Source organism: Acrocarpospora macrocephala, assembly GCF_009687865.1.
Classification (GTDB): domain Bacteria; phylum Actinomycetota; class Actinomycetes; order Streptosporangiales; family Streptosporangiaceae; genus Acrocarpospora; species Acrocarpospora macrocephala.
The window spans coordinates 111,976-128,327 of the sequence record NZ_BLAE01000013.1 but is presented as its reverse complement, the minus strand read 5'-3'; the positions used below and the strand labels follow the sequence as shown (position 1 = coordinate 128,327).

The window sequence follows — 16,352 nt, the reverse complement described above, 5'->3', positions numbered from 1 at the left end:
ATTACCGGGCCAAAGTTCCGTGCTGAGCCATTAGGCGTCGCCCAGTTCGCGGTACCGGCGCCATCTGCTTTCGTGTCGTTCGTCGTCAGGGCGGCGGCGGAGAGCGGTCAGCTCTTCGCCGATCGCCCGGCCGAGCCTTCGACAGAAGTCGTCTGGCTCGTCCGCCGCGTCGGGCCGCTCGGGCACGATCCGGTCGACGATGCCGGCACGCCATAGGTCGATGGCCCGGATCCCTTGCTCCTGGGCCATCGTGGGCGCATGGTCGAGGTCGCGGTGGACGATCGCCGAGGCGCCTTCGGGCGGCAACGGCGCAACCCACCCGTTGGCAGCGGCTATCACACGATCCGCGGGCAGGAAGGCCAGCGCCCCGCCACCCGCGCCCGGACCCAGGAGCACGGCAAGCGACGGTGATCTGAGCGTGACCAGGTCGTGCAAGCAGCGGGCGATCTCCGCAGCCAGCCCACCCTCCTCGGCGCGAGCGGACAGAGAGGCGCCTGGCGTGTCGATGGCGGTCACCAAGGGCAGTCCCAGATCGTGCGAGAGGCGGATGCCACGGCGGGCCTCACGGAGCACGGCCGGCCCGAAAGGTCCGATGCGATGCTGCGCACCCCGGTCCTGGCCCAGCACGACGCAGGACGTACCGCTGAATCGAGCCAGCGCGAGCACCAGACCTGGCTCTCGTTCGCCGATGCCGCTGCCCGACAGCGGCACGACGTCCGTCGCGGAGATACGCAACAGGCGTCGGATCCCGGGTCGGTCCGAGCGACGAGACGACGCGACGACGTTCCAGGCGGACTTGCTCTCGACCGCCTCACCATCGACCTCGTCGTCCGGCGGCCCGTTCTCCGCCGGGACGAACCGGTGCGGAGGGTGCTGAGGCCGCGGTGCGGTCAACACCCGCAGCGTCCGGTCGGCCAACTCCGCGATGTGCTCGGGCGGTACAACGCCGTCGAGCAGTCCGTGTCGGACCATGTGTTCCGCGGTCTGAACTCCCGCGGGAAACGGCTCCCCATGAAGCGCCATGTACACACGAGGCCCCAGAAACCCGATGGCAGCGTGCGGCTCGCCCACCGTGATGTGGCCGAGCGAGCCCCATGACGCGAGCACTCCCCCGAAAGTGGGGCTGCGCAGGTAGACCAGGTAGGGGAGCCCAGCTGCCTTGTGCTGGGCGATGGCAGCGGCGATGCCGACCATCTGGACGAACGCGAGCGTCCCTTCCTGCATGCGGGTGCCACCGGACACCGGTGCGCCGAGCAGGGGCAGGCGTTGGGCGGTCGCGCGCTCGACGGCTGCCATGACTCGCTTCGCAGCCGCGACGCCGACCGAGCCAGCGAGGAAGCTGACCTCACCGGCGATCACCGCGACGCGGCGGCCGCGCAGCCGTGCCTCTCCGGTCACGACCGACTCGTCATGTCGGCTGCTCTCCCGAGCTCGCCTTAGCGTCTCGGCGTACTGCGCCTCGATATCGCCGCGTTCCACCGGCGAGTCCCACGACTGCCATGACCCGGTGTCGAGGACGAGATCCCGGAGTTCGGCGAAACTGAGCCGTGCGCTAGCGCTGACCGGAAAGACTGACAAAGCTCACCAGCGCTGGCTTGTCGGACGGGCACGAGAAGGTCGCGTCGAAGCCGTTCAAGACGAACATATCTCCGCAGGCCAGGGCGGCCTCTTCGGCGCACCGATCAACTGTCAGTGCGACCTTCCCGCGGATGACGATGCCGATCAATGTATGGTTCCGGCCGCTCACGCGCGCCGAACCGGCACCGTTCACCGCTACGACTTCGAAGCCCTGAGCGCGGCTGAGCGCGCCCGATTCGGTGGTGCTCGGCGCCCACCGGTCACGCGTCACGCGGTTGGTCGGAACCGGCCCGTCGGTGTCCCACAGCCGGCTGGACAGGGCGACGGCGCGGTCGTCGAGGATTCGTGCGGTGCCCGTCGAGTCGTGACCGAGCACGACCCGACGGGCAGTCCGTGATCGACCGGCCGGAGGGGACCCCGCGAACTCGATGTCGACAGAATCGGTATCGCCGTAATCTCGAGCGCCGGTGAGGACGGCGAAGACGCGTGCGCTGCTGGACGTGTGGCAGCTCCATCCGTGCATCGCACCCAGGCAGATCGCGAAATCGCCTTCGGACAGCCGTACCTCCTCGCCGTCCGCCTTCAGGGTCACCTCACCGGCGACGACCGAGAAGAAGTCGGAGGTCTGCGTGCGGTGCAGATCACCGCGCGTCGCTCCGGAGTCGGCCATGAGGTCCTCGACGGCGGCCTGCTCCGACGCGACCTCGTCGGCGGATGCGGGCCGGAACTCCAGCAGTCGCGCGATCACCTGACCCGGCTGAGGAAAGGCCACCGTCGTGGGAGCACGATCGACCGCGGACGTGAGATCGCCCACGCTGGGCGACTCCCACAGCTCCTCGCAGGAGACCGTCGGAACAATGTCGAATCCCAGTGCCAGGCGTGAGTCGACCAGCCTCGGGGCGCCGTCAGCTCCCGGAACGAACAGGACTCTGCGGGATCGCTGGCTCACGACTGTTGCTCCAAGCTGGGAAGGGCCAGGTACGCCGGGACGTCGGGACCTGTCGATATCGTGTGCGTGCCGGCGAACTCGGGCTCCGGTCGATCGCACGGATGATCGTGCCCCATGTTCGCCAGGCCCTCGCCCGAGGACTGGAAATCCAGCCCAGAGATGGTGAGCCGCAGCTCCGCTCCGCGTGGCAATGACAGGCTGCCTGGCCACAGCTCAACCTCGAGGTCGTAGGCATCTCCGGGGACGAGGGGCTGATGCCTGTGGTGGTCGTGGAAGGGACGCAGGAAGCCCGACCGTGACGGATCGACCGAACGATGACTGGCCCGTAGCCAGCCCTGGGAAACCGGCGACGGCGCCAACGTCGAGTCCTCGAAGCTGGCCTCCGATCCGTCGGCGTTGAAGGCCTGCAGGCTGGCGAAGACATCGGCTTCGCTGGTCGTACTCGCGAGCCGGAGTCGCAGCAGGATCGGGCCCGCGAAGGTCAGGTCCTGTTGCAGCGGGCCGGTCGAGAAGACGGCCGCCCCTTTCCGGGCTTCGAAGCTGACCTGGCGTCGGGTCGAGGGAGGCTCTGTCGAGAGGGTGCCTGCCCCGGCGTCCAGGTGGAAGCGCTGCTCCACGCAGTCGGGGAGCGGCCAGGCGGTCGCGGTGAGCGACCGGGCCACGCCGTCGTCCATGCTGCGGACGTCGACCTTCACGACCGGCTCGCCGGTCCAGGCCTCGGTCTGGTCCTTGAGGTAGCGATCGAAGAAGCGTCGCTGGATGTCGACGTTGTCTGGATGGTAGAAGGTCATGAAGTACGAGCCCCGCTGGACCCTGAGCCACTTCTCCGTTGAGCTGATGCCCTCGAACCCCAGGAGCGTGCCGCGCAGGTGGACCTGCAGGCCTCCCCAGTTCGCGACGACCAGGGCGGGGACCTCGATCTGCTCGAGGTCGGCGCTGCGGGCCTTGTACCAGTCGTCCTCCAGCGGATGGTCGAGGATGTCCTGGATGTAGTCAGGACGGTTGGCGGCCAACTCCTCCGCGGCCAGTGCCGGGCCCGTGTTGCGCTCGCCCGTGAAGTAGTCGGTGAACCTCGATGATGCGTACCCGTGCTGGTTCTCGACGACGCACCGGTTCCACCACATGTCGACGAAGCCGCTGCTGAAGATCCCGCCCTGGCGGGTGCGGTCGCGATAGAAGTCGTACGTGCCCTGCCACGGTTGCAGCGCCGCGAGGCCCGGGGGCCGGAGCTGGGCGATCATCCACTGCCCCGAGGCGTAGTAGGAGATGCCGAGCAGCCCTACCTTGCCGTTGGACCACGGAGCCGCTGCCGCCCACTCCACAGCCTCATAGGCGTCTTGAAACTCGTCCGGCGAGTTCGGGTGCAGCAGGCCTGGCGACTTACCGGCCCCCCGGGAGTCGACTCGGACCAGCGCATAGCCGAACGTCGTCCAGATCTCGGGGTCGGGCGTCTCGAAGGTCAGGTGCGTGAGGCTGGACCGCGACGTGATCTCTGGGTGGTTGTCCTGCAGCGTCGCCCATACCGCCGGCATGAACTCGCTGAAGTGCACGTCCTTCCCGTACGGCCCGTAGTTCATGATGACCGGCCACGGCCCGTCGCCCAGCGGGCGGAAGACGTTCGCCATCACGAAACTGCCGTCGCGCACCGGGATGGGGACATCCTTGTCGATTGTCATGTTCTGACCGACGTACTGCCGCATAGTGCTCTCGCCGCTGTGTCGACTTGGTTGGCGACTTTCGTCGCTGGGTCGCACGACGCCCGTCATGTGTCAGCACCAATCGGCGGTCGGAATGGTGCGTGCATTACTTCTCCTCTGGACGAAGCGGTGCCGCGGTCGCGCAACGCCGCCGTTCGAGGGACTGACTCGCGGCGTTCGACATCGGACCATTGGTCACGCAAAACTAAAGCGCAATAACCTCCCGGGGCAAACAATCCGTTTCGATGCGAATAATTGATGGAAACAATGACTGGGCCTTGCGGTCGACGCGCAGCGGTGCATCGGGCCACGCCTGCGCCGGTTGCGACGCCGCGGCGGAAGGACCGCGGCGTCGGCGTACACGAGCGGCTACTGCATGGTCGAGGCAACGAGGCCAGCACCTGGCGGCCCAGCCGGACGAGAACTGCCGTCGCAGGCGAGTGCTGGCGTCGCGACCCGTCCGGTGTAAGCCCGCACGTCCTCGACCTGAACGACGTTCTCAACCTCGAAGAGCTGGAAGAACGCCTCGCCATCCAGCTCGGTTTCCTTGGCGAAGGCAGTTGGGTGAGATCGCAACATACGTTGAGTTGTGCCTGGTTGACGGGATATCGATCCCATATCGGGTCCGGGAGATCCTGACGACAGGGGGAGCGGGATAGCATAATACGAAAATGCAGCCACTGCAATTCTATCGAGAGCACCGGAGCCGATAGCACATGCAGAGAGATCAGTTAATCTGGGCGATTCGCTCGTTGATAGGAGCGATTACCCTCAGCTTAGGTTCCGAGTTGGTGGTCACCTACATAACGGGTGAGAGTCTGAGCTGGGGACGGGCGGTCATCCTGTTCGTGGCCTTCTCGCTGATTTCGGTGCTACTGTTCGGGCTCCCGTTGTTCTCGCGGAGGCTGATCACTTCAATAGCATTCGTTCAGATCGCGGCTGGGCTGACCATCGGAGTCATCGGCGTAGCTGGGATGGCCGCGACCGTTGCACCCGATCTTGAGCGGGTGCGGGCTATCGCGGCGGTGCTGGCCATCACCGGCCCGGTGGTCGCGGCCATGGCGGTCATCATCGTGGTGCTCGATTCTCGTGGAGTCTATCTCGCGGCCATCCCGCCACCGCGACTACCGTCCAGGGACCAGATCTTGACCTCCGCGAGCGGAGATGAGGTCCTCCAGCGTGACTACAAAGGCGTAAGAAACGCCGAATTGGCTCTGGTCGAAGCCTGCAGAAACGCGATAGACATCCGCGACGTGCACTATATAGCCTATTACGTGAATGGGGTGTGCGGCTTTCACGTGGATGTGCTGGACCATTCTTCGCTGGACAGCTATTTCCGTACCACGGATCGGGAACAGCGACGAGACCTCTATGAGCGTGCCGGGCGGCAGATAATCGTGCTCAACAGCCAGCTCGACCGTGGTCTCAAGAAAATCGAAAGCGGCATCCTCGTCCGGACCGTTCTCGACGTCGCCGAGGGCGCCCTCTACTACTACCGCCTCAACGAGGGAGTGGACGTCGTGGCCGTCACTCTGGATCAGGAGGTGGTGCTGCTGGCCGACGAAAAACTCCACGCCCTGTTAACGCCCTTCCAGGTGCTCCCGCGTGGCGGCCTGCACAAACGTGTCCGCTCCCTCCGAGGCGACGGCCCCGAGAAGACCACTGACCTCAACCCGGGCCAGGAGTTCACTGGGGAGAAACGCTCCTTCCCCCGCCTCTGGTGGCCCAACCTTGGCATCCTCGCAACAAAGAACCCCGGAGCTTAGTCACTCGAGATCGTCACCTGGGTCAGCCTTCGGTCAGACCCGATGTCTCCCTCGCGCGCGGCCGTGATGGCCGTGTCGCCGCACTGATTGCCGGTTACGCCTTGGTCTGGCCGCGCATGTGCCGAAGATTGACGGAGTCCGCAGGGTGTCGTAGTTTCTATTAAGAAACTTTCCTAAGGAAAGCCTGCCTGTTCGTTGAGCTGGCGGGATCTGCCGACGAACTCGCGTGTTGCACCCCCCATCCTTCAGGAGTGACGCATGGGTACGAGAAGAAAGATCGTCGCCGCCTCTGCCACCGCGGTGCTGGCGGCCGCCCTGGTCGTGAGTACTGCGTCGAGTGCGCTCGCCGCGCCCACGGACTGCAGCTACCAGCTCAACACGCAGCAGAGGTGGGCTTCCAGCTTCTGCGCCACCGGGACCGGCGAGCACCGGATCAGGGTTCTTCAGCGGCACTTCCTGCCGGAGGTTGGGTTAATCCCGATCGAGGGGCCCTGGGTGCCCGCCGGTAGTACGTCCTTCGCCAACATCAGCGCGCACACGACCATCAGCGTTTGGGTTGAGACGCGGGGCTGATCCAGGGGGCAGGCCTGGGACCCGGGCCTGCCCACTAGGGTCAGGATGTTGACGCGACCGTGCGCCCAAGGAAGGGCGTGAGGGCGAGGCCGGCCAGCGACAGGGCCACCAGGAGCCAGATGGTGTCGTGGAAGGCGTTTCCGAGTGGGGCCCTCGCCTCGTAGAAGGTGGCGATGCCCACACGAGTTGCTGCGGATGTTGCTGGAGGGGCAGACCGATGAGGGGGCCGCGCGGCGGCTGGGGCTCTCGTTGCGTACGGTTCGGCGGTCGATGTCGTCCCTTATGACCCGGTTGGGGGCGCGGAGCCGGTTCCAGGCGGGGGCTCGTGCCGTACAGCGGGGGTGGCTCTAGGCGTCGGATTCGCGTTCGGCCGCGAGCCGGGCGAGGGCGACCCGGGAGCCGATCTCCAGTTTGCGGAAGACCTGGCGGAGGTGGAAGGCGACCGTGTGCACGCTGATGAACATCTGCTCGGCCACCTGGCGATTCGTCCAGCCTTGCGCGACCAGGAGGGACACCCGGAGTTCGGTGGCCGTGAGGCTGTCCCAGCCGGAAGGCGGATGTTCCCCGTTGGTCCAGTGCCGGTGGCGTACGCCCATGCGGCGCATCCGGCGACGAACTCGGGCCTCGTCGCGAGTCGCGCCGCAGTCGCCGTAACCGGAGAGGGCCTCGTCGAGGCTGCGGAGCGCGTCCGATCTTTCGCCTGTTCTGGACAGGAGCACGCCCAGGTCCTCGGCCGCCGACGCGCGGCACCAGGGGTCGGTGGCGTTCCGCGCGGCCTGGGCCAATGCCGTGGGATCGGAGGAGAGCAGCCCGCGGGCGTGTGCTGTGGCGGGTGATTCCGTGGAGCCGAGTTCGGCGATGCGTTCGGCGAGTGAGCGCTGCCCGGCGGCGAGGGCCAGCCGGACCAGCCAGGCGGCGGCGATCGGCTCGGTGGCGAGCAGCCGACTGGCGGCCGGTTCCGCGTAGATGTGCCGCACCAGCGCCATCGCGGGTCCGGCGCCGTCGCGAGCCTCGACGACCTGGGCCGTCAGGAACTCGGAGCGGATCCGGGCCTCGGTGGCGTCATGGGGCAGGGTCGCGCAGGCAGCCGCCGCGTCTGCCAGGTCGCCCCGGCGGAGCGCGGCCAGGACGTCGGAGTCGTCGTGCGATGGGCGCAGGGACTGCCGTACAGCCGGAGGCAGGCCGGAGACGACGGCCCGCCAGAGCACTTCGTGCTGGAAGGCCAGGGTTTCGGTGTTCGAGACGAGCACGCCCGCGGTGATCGCCTCCTCCAGTGGGGGAAGCAGGTGAGCCGGGGCTGAGCCCAGGAGTTCGGCCACCTCGTCGAGCTGGAAGGACCTGCCGAGCACGGCCGCCGTCTCCACCAGGTGTCTGGCCTCGGGGGTCAGGAGGTGGAGGAGTTGCCGTACCGAGGCTTGGAGGCGCTCGGGGACGCCTGCGGACAGGAGGTGGGCGGAGCCGGCGGTGATGTCCAGGCGGTTCTCGTCGCGGAGGCCGCGCAGGAGCTCGACGAGGAGGGCGGGGTTGCCGTTGGTGGTGGCCGCCAGGGCGAGCAGGTCGGGGTCGGGGTCCGCGGCCAGCACGTCGGCGGCCAGTTCGGCGGTGGCGGTGGGCGGGAGCGGGGGGAGGGTCATCCGGCGGGCGCCGTGTCGTTCGAGGATGTCGAACAGGGAGTCGATGTCGCGGTGGCCTTCGGTCACCGTACGGGCCAGGATCCAGGTGACGGGCAGTTCGGAGAGCTGCCCGTGGAGGGTGCGCAAGGCCATCAGGGTCGTCGTGTCGGCCCATTGCAGGTCGTCGAGGGTGACGAGCAGGGGTGTTCTGGCCGCCATGGCGGACCGGAGTTGTTCGAGCAGCCGGGCCGGTCCCTCGGTGAGGTCGGGGGATTCGGCGATCGCCGTGAACAGCGGGGCCATCGGGATCAGCTGGCCGAGCTCTTCGACGGCGCTCGCGGCCACGGACCACCCGCGTGCCCGGGCGGCGGTTCCCGCTTCGGCGAGGAGCCGGGTCTTGCCCATGCCCGCCTGGCCCTCCAGGAGCAGCGTGGCTCCGCCGGTCTCCAACAGCTTGACGACGGCGGACCATTCGCGTTGGCGTCCCCGCATGGTCCGATCTCCCCTCCAATCCGGCAAATACCCAGGTCAGCGCGGTGTATCCCCCAGGTGGACGGGTGGGTGGCTACCCAGGTTAAGGATGTGGGACCGCTGTGCCGCCGGACACGCTGGAAGGTGATCCATGGATGAGGGGGCAGTGATGGCCAAGGCGGTAGGCATTGATCTGGGCACCACGAATTCGGTGATCGCCGCGACGGAGGGCGGGCAGCCGACGGTGATCCCCAACGCCGAGGGGGCGCGAACCACGCCGTCGGTGGTGGCGTTCACCGAACAAGGAGAACGTCTGGTCGGCCAGCTGGCCCGCCGCCAGGCCATCCTCAACCCGAAGGGCACCATCTATTCCTCCAAACGTTTCATCGGCCGCAAGTACGACGAAGTCACCACCGAGATGCACGCGGTCTCCTTCGACGTCGTGGAAGGGCCGAACGGGGCCGTGCGGTTCGAGGTGCGCGGCAAGCTGTACGCGCCGGAGGAGATCTCCGCGCAGGTGCTGCGCAAGCTCGCCGACGACGCGGGCAAGTTCCTCGGCGAGCGGGTCACCGAGGCGGTCATCACGGTGCCCGCCTACTTCAACGACGCCCAGCGCCAGGCCACCAAGGACGCCGGCAAGATCGCCGGTCTGGAGGTGCTGAGGATCATCAACGAGCCCACGGCGGCCGCGCTCGCCTACGGCGTCGACAAGAAGGCCAACGAGACCGTGCTCGTCTTCGACCTGGGCGGCGGCACCTTCGACGTGAGCATCCTGGCCATCGGCGAAGGCGTCGTCGAGGTACGGGCCACCTCAGGCGACGGCCACCTCGGCGGCGACGACTTCGACCGCAGGATCGTCGACCACCTGGCGGTGGAGTTCCAGCGCCAGGAGGGCATCGACCTCCGCAACGACCCGCAGGCCCTGCAACGCCTGTTCGAGGCCGCCGAGAAGGCCAAGGTCGAGCTCTCCTCGGTCACCCAGACGTCAGTCAGCCTTCCGTTCGTGACCGCCGACGCCAACGGGCCCAAACACCTGCACACCACCCTGATGCGCTCCACGTTCGACGACCTCACCTCCGACCTGGTCGAACGCTGCATCGACCCGGTACGGCAGGCCATCGCCGACGCCAAACTCACCGCCGACGACATCGACGAGGTCATCCTGGTCGGCGGCTCGACCCGGATCCCAGCCGTGCAGAGCCTGGTGAAGCGGCTCACCGGAGGCATGGACCCCAACATGACCGTCAATCCCGACGAGGTCGTGGCGGTCGGGGCCGCCCTCCAGGCGTCGATCATCAAGGGCGAGGTCAGCGACGTGCTGCTGCTCGACGTCACCCCGCTGTCGCTGGGCCTGGAGACGCTCGGCGGCGTGATGACGAAGGTGATCGAGCGCAACACCACCATCCCGGCCCGGCGAACCGAGGTCTTCAGCACGGCTGAGGACAATCAGAGCGCGGTGGACGTGGTCGTGCTCCAGGGGGAGCGCGAGCGGGCCGCCGACAACCGGGTGCTCGGCCGGTTCCGGCTGGAGAGCATCCGCCCGGCGCCCCGGGGCGTGCCGCAGGTCGAGGTCACCTTCGACATCGACGCCAACGGGATCCTGAGCGTGTCCGCGAAGGACAAGGACACCGGGGGCGAGCAGCGCATCACGATCAGCGAGAGCTCCAACCTGGAGCCGGCTGAGGTCGAGCGCATGGTGAAGGACGCCGAGCAGCATCGCGGCGAGGACGCCCGGCTGCGCGAGCAGATCGACGCGCGCAACGAGCTCGACTCGGCCGCCTACCAGGTCGAGCGCAGGCTCAACGAGCTGGGCGGAGCGGTCCCGACCCATGAGAAGGCGCGGGCGGACATGCTCGTCAGCGATGCCCGGCAGGCCGTCAAGGAGGAGGCGCCGCTGGATCGGCTTCGCTCGCTGACGGGCGAGTTGCAGCAGGTCTATCACAGCCTCGGCAGCATGGCCGGGCAGCAGCGGACGCCGGGACAGGGGGAGGATGGCGATGACGTCATCGACGCCGAATTCACCGCCCCCGAATAAGCCCCCAGGCCCTGGGGACGATCATCCGGCCGAGGTGGAGCCTGACCCGAAGGTCGCCGAGCTGGAGGAACGGCTGCTTCGGGCGGCGGCCGATATGGACAACCTGCGCAAACGTATGCTCAAAGAGCTTGAGCGGGAGCGCGCCATGGCTACCGCCGAATGGCTGCCCGTACTCGACAACCTGGAACTGGCCCTGAAACACGCCAACTCTGATCCCGAGGCCGTGCTCGACGGGCTCCGGGCCGTACACGAGCAGGCTCTCGCGGTGATGAACCGCCTCGGCTACCCGCGCCAGGACGACGAGGGCGCTCCCTTCGACCCGGAGCGTCACGACGCGGTCGGGACCGTGCCCGCCACCACGACCAGGCCAGGCACGGTCGCCGAGGTTGTCCGGCCAGGTTACGGCGAGCGAGACCGACGGCTCAGGCCGGCCGCGGTGGTGGTGGCCACGAAGGGCCAGTGATGGATTTCTACGAGATCCTGGGGGTGTCCAGGGACGCGTCCCCGGAGGAGATCCAGCGCGCCTACCGCAAGCTGGCCCGCACCTACCACCCGGACATCAACAAGGATCCCGCGGCCGAGGACCGGTTCAAGCGCATCTCCGAGGCCTACCAGGTGCTGTCGGATCCCGAGCGGCGCCGCGAGTACGACACACCGGCGGCCCGGCAACCCGAATGGGCGTCGGACGTCGATCTCGGCGACCTGTTCGGCGGTGTTTTCGGCCGCCGATGGGGTCCGATGCCGGGTGCCGACCAGGAGGTCGAGCTTCCCTTGACGGTTGAGGAGGCGTATCGCGGCGGTCGCCGTACCTTGAAGATCGACGGGAAGTCGGTGGACGTGACCATTCCGCCGGGCGTGTCCGACGGACGGCGGATCAGGCTGGCCGGCCAGGGCGGCCGGGCCGGCGGCGGTGCGCGGCCCGGCGACCTGTTCCTGGTGGTCCGGATCACCCCGCATCCGCGCTACCAGGTGAAGGGCCGCGACCTTTATGTACGGCTCCCGCTCACGCCCTGGGAGGCGGCGCTCGGCGCGAGCGTGGCCCTCGACACCCCCGGCGGCGAGGCGAAAGTGCAAGTGCCTCCGGGCACGTCATCCGGCCGGAAGCTACGCCTGCGCGGCCGCGGCTTGTCCGGCGGCGACCTGTACGCCGAGGCGCGGATCATGGTCCCGCCCACCCTGTCCGCCGAGGAGCGCCGGCTGTTCGAACGCCTCGCGGCCACCTCCGACTTCGACCCCAGGAGGCGACGATGACGCTGGCTCTGGCCCGGCCCCGGCGGCTGGACCTCGACACGTTCGCCCGCGTGGTGTGCCTGCATCCGGATGTCGTACGGCGGCTGGTCGCCCTGGACCTGCTCGACGCCTGGATCGATGTGACGGGCACCGTCTGGCTGCCCGCCGACCAGGTCGCGAGGGTGGGCCGCATCCAGCGCCTGCGCGCGGGCTTCGCGCTCAACTACGCGGGCGTCGCCCTGGTCATGGACCTGCTCGATCGGATCGCCGAACTGGAGGAGGCTACTCGTGGACGCTGACCGGCTCACCCAGAAATCCCAGGAGGCCCTGCACGACGCCCAGACCAAAGCCCTGCGCTCCGGGCACACCGAGATCGACGCCGAGCATCTGCTGCTGGCCCTGCTGGACCAGGAGCTGGGTTCCCGGCTGCTCGCCCAGGCGGGCGCGGACGTACCCCGCCTGAGGACCGGCCTGGAGGCCGAGCTGGCCCGCAGGCCCCGGGTCAGCGGGCCCGGCGCCGCGCCCGGCCAGGTGTTCGTCACCCAGCGCCTGTCCCGCCTGTTCGACACCGCGGAACAGGAGGCCAAACGGCTCAAGGACGAGTACGTCTCGGTGGAGCACCTGCTGATCGCCCTGCTGGACGAGCTGCCCCAGCTGGGGCTCACCCGGGACGACTTCCTCAAGGCCCTCACCTCGATCCGGGGCAACCAGCGGGTCACCTCGGCGATGCCGGAAGTGGCCTACGAGGCCCTCCAGAAGTACGGCCGCGACCTGGTCGCCGACGCCGAAGCCGGCCGCCTCGACCCGGTCATCGGCCGGGACGCCGAGATCCGGCGCGTCATCCAGATCCTGTCCCGCAAGACCAAGAACAACCCCGTCCTGATCGGCGACCCCGGGGTCGGCAAGACGGCCATCGTGGAGGGACTGGCCCAGCGGATCAACCGTGGCGACGTGCCGGAGAGCCTCCGGGACAAGACCGTCTTCAATCTCGACATGGGTTCCCTGGTCGCGGGCGCCAAGTATCGCGGCGAGTTCGAGGAACGCCTCAAGGCCGTCCTTAACGAGGTCAAGGCGGCCGAAGGGCGGATTCTGCTGTTCGTCGACGAGATGCACACGGTGGTCGGCGCGGGCGCGGCCGAAGGCGCCATGGACGCGGGCAACATGCTCAAGCCGATGCTGGCCAGGGGCGAGCTGCACATGATCGGCGCGACCACGATCGTGGAATACCGCAAGCACGTGGAGAAGGACGCCGCGCTGGAACGCCGCTTCCAGCCCGTCATGGTGGACGAGCCGTCGGTCGAGGACGCCGTGTCGATCCTGCGCGGCCTGCGCGAACGCCTGGAGGTCTTCCACGGCGTGAAGATCCAGGACAGCGCGCTGGTGTCCGCCGTAGTGCTCAGCCACCGCTACATCTCCGACCGGTTCCTGCCGGACAAGGCCATCGACCTGGTCGACGAGGCGTGCGCGATGATCCGTACGGAGATCGACTCCATGCCCGCCGAGCTGGACGAGCTCACCCGCCGGGTGATGCGGCTGGAGATCGAGGAGGCGGCGCTGGCCAAGGAGAAGGACGACGCGTCGCTGGCCGAATTGCGCAGGGAGCTGGCTGATCTGAAGGCCGAGGCCGACGCCATGCGCGCCCAGTGGGAGGCCGAGCGGCAGACGCTGCGCAAGGTGCAGGAGCTGCGCCAGGAGATGGAGAACGTACGCCGCCAGGCCGAGCAGGCCGAACGAGACTACGACCTCACCGGCGCGGCCGAACTCCGCCACGGCAGGCTGCCGGAGCTCCAGCGGCGGCTGGCGGCGGAGGAGGAGCGGCTGGCCGCCAAGCAGGCCGGGCATCGCCTGCTGCGCGAGGTGGTGACCGAGGACGAGATCTCGTCGATCGTGTCCCGGTGGACCGGAATCCCGGTCAGCCGGTTGCGGGAGGGCGAGCGGGAGAAGCTGCTGCGCCTGGACGAGATCCTGCACGAGCGGGTGATCGGCCAGGACGAGGCGGTACGGCTGGTCGCCGACGCGGTGATCAGAGCCAGGTCCGGAATCAAGGACCCGCGGCGGCCGATCGGGTCGTTCATCTTCCTCGGGCCGACCGGGGTGGGCAAGACCGAACTGGCCAAGGCGCTGGCCGCGGCGCTCTTCGACACCGAGGAGAACATGGTCAGGATCGATATGAGCGAATATCAGGAGCGGCATACGGTCAGTCGGCTGGTTGGGGCGCCGCCCGGATATATCGGGTATGAGGAGGGCGGTCAGCTCACCGAGGCGGTGCGGCGCAGGCCGTACAGTGTGGTGCTTTTCGACGAAGTCGAGAAGGCGCACGCGGATGTGTTCAACACGCTCCTGCAGGTCCTGGACGACGGGCGGCTGACCGACGCGCAGGGGCGTACGGTCGACTTCCGCAACACGGTGATCATCATGACGTCCAACATCGGGTCGCAGTATCTGCTGGACGGGGTCACGCCCGGCGGCGAGCTCAAGCCGGAAGGGCGCGACCGAGTGATGGCCGAACTGCGCTCCCACTTCCGGCCCGAGTTCCTCAACCGGGTCGACGACATCGTGCTGTTCAAGCCGCTGACGGAAGCCGAGATCGAGCAGATCGTGGACCTGATGTTCGACGACGTCCGGGTGCGCCTCGCCGACCGCGACCTGACCCTGGAGGTCACCGAAGCGGCCCGCCGCGACATCGCCCGGCAGGGGTTCGACCCCGTGTACGGGGCACGCCCGCTGCGCCGGTTCATCGCCCGCGAGGTCGAGACCAGGATCGGCCGGGCGCTCCTCGCCGGGGACGTGCCGCCCGGGACGATCATCCGCGTCGACGCGAGCGAAGGCGAGCTCGTCGTCGAGTTCGGAGGTTGACATGGTCGTGCAGTGCGCCCACTGCGGGAAGAAGAACCGGGTGCCCGCCGTCGCGAACGGCACACCCCACTGCGGCGAATGCCACCAGCCCCTGCCCTGGCTGGCCGAGGCCGGCGACGACACCTTCGCCGAGGTCGTGGAGGACGCGCAGATCCCCGTCGTCGTCGACTTCTGGGCACCCTGGTGCGGCCCTTGCCACATGGTCGGCCCCGCGCTGGAACAGCTGGCCCAGGAACGAGCCGGGAAGCTCAAGCTAGTCAAGGTCAACGTGGACGAGGCGGTCAAAACAGCCGAACGTTTCGCGGTCGAGAGCATCCCCATGCTGATGGTGATGCGAGACGGCAAAATAATCGCGGAACAGACCGGAGCCTCCCCCGCCTACGTCCTGGCCGGCTGGATCGACGATGCCCTGTGATGTACGACATCCGCCACACCGGCCGAAAGGACGTCGCTGTCGGCGCGAACCCTACTTTGGGCTGATACGGGCACCAGATCAGGGTCCACAGAATGAGGCCCATGCCATCTGCAGATCTCCCCCCAGCATCCCGAATCGACACCGGCCGCTTTGCGACCAACCGCCGGGAAGGTTCGGCGATGACCTCTCCCGGGCGGCCGCGTATCGCCGCGCTTGACGTGGTGCGGGGGTTCGCGCTGTGCGGGATCCTGCTGGCCAATGTCCAGCCGATAGCCAACGCCGGAGACCTCGTCGTGGCGCCTACGGGGAGCGGTTCCGACGGCGCGTGGCTCGGGCTGTTCGTCGCGCAGCGTTTCGTTCCCATCTTCTCGCTGCTGTTCGGTATCGGGTTCTCGTTGCTGCTGGAATCCGCCGCGGAACGCGTCACCAGCCCGCGACTGATTCTGTTACGCCGCCTGCTGGCGCTCCTCGTGATCGGACTGGCGCACATGTTCCTGCTGTGGCGGGGCGAGATTCTGACCGCCTACGCCATCATCGGACTGATGGTGCTACTGCCCTCGACCTGGCTCCCCCGCTGGGCCGTGGCCGCGCTCGCCGCCGCAGTCATCGCCACGTCGTTGATCATGGCTGGTGGCCCCCTCCTGCTGGTCGGGCTGTTCCTGCTCGGCTCGGCACTCACCCGGTATGGCGTGATCGCCCGGATGGAGAGCTCGACCCGAATCCCCGCCATGCTGGGCCTGGTTCTCGCGGCGGCGGCAGTGCCCCTCGTCTGGGTGCAGGCCGGAATGCAGTTCGACGACCCGGCCTTCAGGTTCGTGTTGCCCGCAGCTGGGTTGCTACTCGCAGGGACGTACATATGCGGACTCCTGGTCCTCCTCAGGACCCCCCTCCGATCGGTACTGCAGGCCGTCTTCGCACCGCTGGGAAGGATGGCGCTCACCAACTACCTGACCGCCACAATCCTCGTTCTACTGCTCAGCCCCTTCGTCGGCGGCCTACCCCACACCTGGCCTGCCACGACGGTGCTCCTCATCGCCACCGCCATCCTCACCGTCCAGTGGCTGTGGTCCACCCTCTGGCTACGCCGCTACCGCCAGGGCCCAATCGAGTGGCTCTGGCGCTGGGCCACCTGGTCCCACCGCCAACCCCTGCGTCATACGGCCTGAACT

16 protein-coding genes are annotated in these 16,352 nt (G+C 68.0%); 10 read left to right on the top strand and 6 right to left on the bottom strand.

The window, feature by feature from the left end:
- Nucleotides 1-30: 30 nt before the first annotated feature.
- From Amac_RS13145 to Amac_RS13130, 4 genes are all read right to left on the bottom strand, one after another.
- Nucleotides 31-1,578, bottom strand: coding sequence for a carboxyl transferase domain-containing protein (locus Amac_RS13145; RefSeq protein ID WP_155354628.1), 1,548 nt, complete (start codon nt 1,576-1,578; stop codon nt 31-33).
- Nucleotides 1,553-2,527 (bottom strand): cupin domain-containing protein, encoded by a 975-nt coding sequence (locus Amac_RS13140; protein ID WP_155354627.1) that lies wholly within the window; start codon nt 2,525-2,527, stop codon nt 1,553-1,555. Before Amac_RS13140 ends, Amac_RS13145 begins: the two co-directional genes overlap by 26 nt.
- The gene (locus tag Amac_RS13135; RefSeq protein ID WP_170322465.1) at nt 2,524-4,203 is read right to left on the bottom strand and encodes a CocE/NonD family hydrolase; all 1,680 of its coding nucleotides are present in this window, start codon (nt 4,201-4,203) and stop codon (nt 2,524-2,526) included. Before Amac_RS13135 ends, Amac_RS13140 begins: the two co-directional genes overlap by 4 nt.
- Nucleotides 4,204-4,593: 390 nt before the next feature.
- A complete protein-coding gene (locus Amac_RS13130) occupies nt 4,594-4,803 on the bottom strand; it encodes a hypothetical protein (RefSeq protein ID WP_155354625.1) in 210 nt (69 codons plus the stop codon).
- Nucleotides 4,804-5,012: 209 nt separating this feature from the next.
- Between Amac_RS13130 and Amac_RS13125 the strand changes: the two genes are divergently transcribed.
- Nucleotides 5,013-5,990: a hypothetical protein gene (locus Amac_RS13125; protein ID WP_155354624.1), complete on the top strand. Its 978-nt coding sequence runs from the start codon at nt 5,013-5,015 to the stop codon at nt 5,988-5,990.
- Nucleotides 5,991-6,248: 258 nt separating this feature from the next.
- The gene (locus tag Amac_RS13120) at nt 6,249-6,563 is read left to right on the top strand and encodes a hypothetical protein (protein ID WP_155354623.1); all 315 of its coding nucleotides are present in this window, start codon (nt 6,249-6,251) and stop codon (nt 6,561-6,563) included.
- Between the two features lie 40 nt (nt 6,564-6,603).
- Here Amac_RS13120 and Amac_RS13115 read toward each other — a convergent pair whose 3' ends face one another.
- Nucleotides 6,604-6,744 (bottom strand): hypothetical protein, encoded by a 141-nt coding sequence (locus Amac_RS13115; RefSeq protein ID WP_155354622.1) that lies wholly within the window; start codon nt 6,742-6,744, stop codon nt 6,604-6,606.
- 14 nt (nt 6,745-6,758) lie between these two features.
- Between Amac_RS13115 and Amac_RS13110 the strand changes: the two genes are divergently transcribed.
- Nucleotides 6,759-6,914 (top strand): LuxR C-terminal-related transcriptional regulator, encoded by a 156-nt coding sequence (locus tag Amac_RS13110; RefSeq protein ID WP_155354621.1) that lies wholly within the window; start codon nt 6,759-6,761, stop codon nt 6,912-6,914.
- Here the strand turns inward: Amac_RS13110 and Amac_RS13105 are convergent.
- A complete protein-coding gene (locus Amac_RS13105) occupies nt 6,911-8,668 on the bottom strand; it encodes a LuxR C-terminal-related transcriptional regulator (RefSeq protein ID WP_155354620.1) in 1,758 nt (585 codons plus the stop codon). The two genes, Amac_RS13110 and Amac_RS13105, sit on opposite strands and share 4 nt — an antisense overlap.
- Nucleotides 8,669-8,816: 148 nt before the next feature.
- Between Amac_RS13105 and dnaK the strand changes: the two genes are divergently transcribed.
- The 7 genes from dnaK to Amac_RS13070 all read left to right on the top strand — a co-directional run bounded on the left by dnaK (nt 8,817) and on the right by Amac_RS13070 (nt 16,349).
- Nucleotides 8,817-10,682 (top strand): molecular chaperone DnaK, encoded by a 1,866-nt coding sequence (dnaK, locus tag Amac_RS13100; RefSeq protein ID WP_155354715.1) that lies wholly within the window; start codon nt 8,817-8,819, stop codon nt 10,680-10,682.
- 34 nt (nt 10,683-10,716) lie between these two features.
- Nucleotides 10,717-11,145 (top strand): nucleotide exchange factor GrpE, encoded by a 429-nt coding sequence (locus tag Amac_RS13095; RefSeq protein WP_218041051.1) that lies wholly within the window; start codon nt 10,717-10,719, stop codon nt 11,143-11,145.
- Nucleotides 11,145-11,933, top strand: a complete 789-nt coding sequence (locus tag Amac_RS13090; RefSeq protein ID WP_155354618.1) for a DnaJ C-terminal domain-containing protein — start codon at nt 11,145-11,147, stop codon at nt 11,931-11,933. Before Amac_RS13095 ends, Amac_RS13090 begins: the two co-directional genes overlap by 1 nt.
- A complete protein-coding gene (locus Amac_RS13085) occupies nt 11,930-12,211 on the top strand; it encodes a chaperone modulator CbpM (protein WP_155349007.1) in 282 nt (93 codons plus the stop codon). The genes Amac_RS13090 and Amac_RS13085 overlap by 4 nt, the downstream gene beginning before the upstream one ends.
- Complete coding sequence (clpB, locus tag Amac_RS13080) at nt 12,201-14,768, top strand: ATP-dependent chaperone ClpB (protein ID WP_155354617.1); 2,568 nt, start codon at nt 12,201-12,203, stop codon at nt 14,766-14,768. Before Amac_RS13085 ends, clpB begins: the two co-directional genes overlap by 11 nt.
- A gap of 1 nt (nt 14,769) precedes the next feature.
- Nucleotides 14,770-15,183 carry a thioredoxin gene (trxA, locus tag Amac_RS13075; RefSeq protein ID WP_155354616.1) on the top strand — a complete coding sequence of 138 codons (414 nt, stop codon included), beginning with the start codon at nt 14,770-14,772 and terminating at the stop codon, nt 15,181-15,183.
- A gap of 179 nt (nt 15,184-15,362) precedes the next feature.
- A complete protein-coding gene (locus Amac_RS13070) occupies nt 15,363-16,349 on the top strand; it encodes a DUF418 domain-containing protein (RefSeq protein ID WP_155354615.1) in 987 nt (328 codons plus the stop codon).
- Nucleotides 16,350-16,352: the final 3 nt, after the last annotated feature.

Coding starts and splice junctions, on each gene's coding strand:
- Amac_RS13090 (WP_155354618.1), top strand. CDS start 11,145: ATGGATTTCTACGAGATCCTGGGGGTGTCCAGGGACGCGTCCCCGGAG.
- Amac_RS13105 (WP_155354620.1), bottom strand. CDS start 8,668: ATGCGGGGACGCCAACGCGAATGGTCCGCCGTCGTCAAGCTGTTGGAG.
- Amac_RS13110 (WP_155354621.1), top strand. CDS start 6,759: ATGTTGCTGGAGGGGCAGACCGATGAGGGGGCCGCGCGGCGGCTGGGG.
- Amac_RS13085 (WP_155349007.1), top strand. CDS start 11,930: ATGACGCTGGCTCTGGCCCGGCCCCGGCGGCTGGACCTCGACACGTTC.
- dnaK (WP_155354715.1), top strand. CDS start 8,817: ATGGCCAAGGCGGTAGGCATTGATCTGGGCACCACGAATTCGGTGATC.
- trxA (WP_155354616.1), top strand. CDS start 14,770: ATGGTCGTGCAGTGCGCCCACTGCGGGAAGAAGAACCGGGTGCCCGCC.
- Amac_RS13135 (WP_170322465.1), bottom strand. CDS start 4,203: ATGACAATCGACAAGGATGTCCCCATCCCGGTGCGCGACGGCAGTTTC.
- Amac_RS13130 (WP_155354625.1), bottom strand. CDS start 4,803: ATGTTGCGATCTCACCCAACTGCCTTCGCCAAGGAAACCGAGCTGGAT.
- Amac_RS13120 (WP_155354623.1), top strand. CDS start 6,249: ATGGGTACGAGAAGAAAGATCGTCGCCGCCTCTGCCACCGCGGTGCTG.
- Amac_RS13070 (WP_155354615.1), top strand. CDS start 15,363: ATGACCTCTCCCGGGCGGCCGCGTATCGCCGCGCTTGACGTGGTGCGG.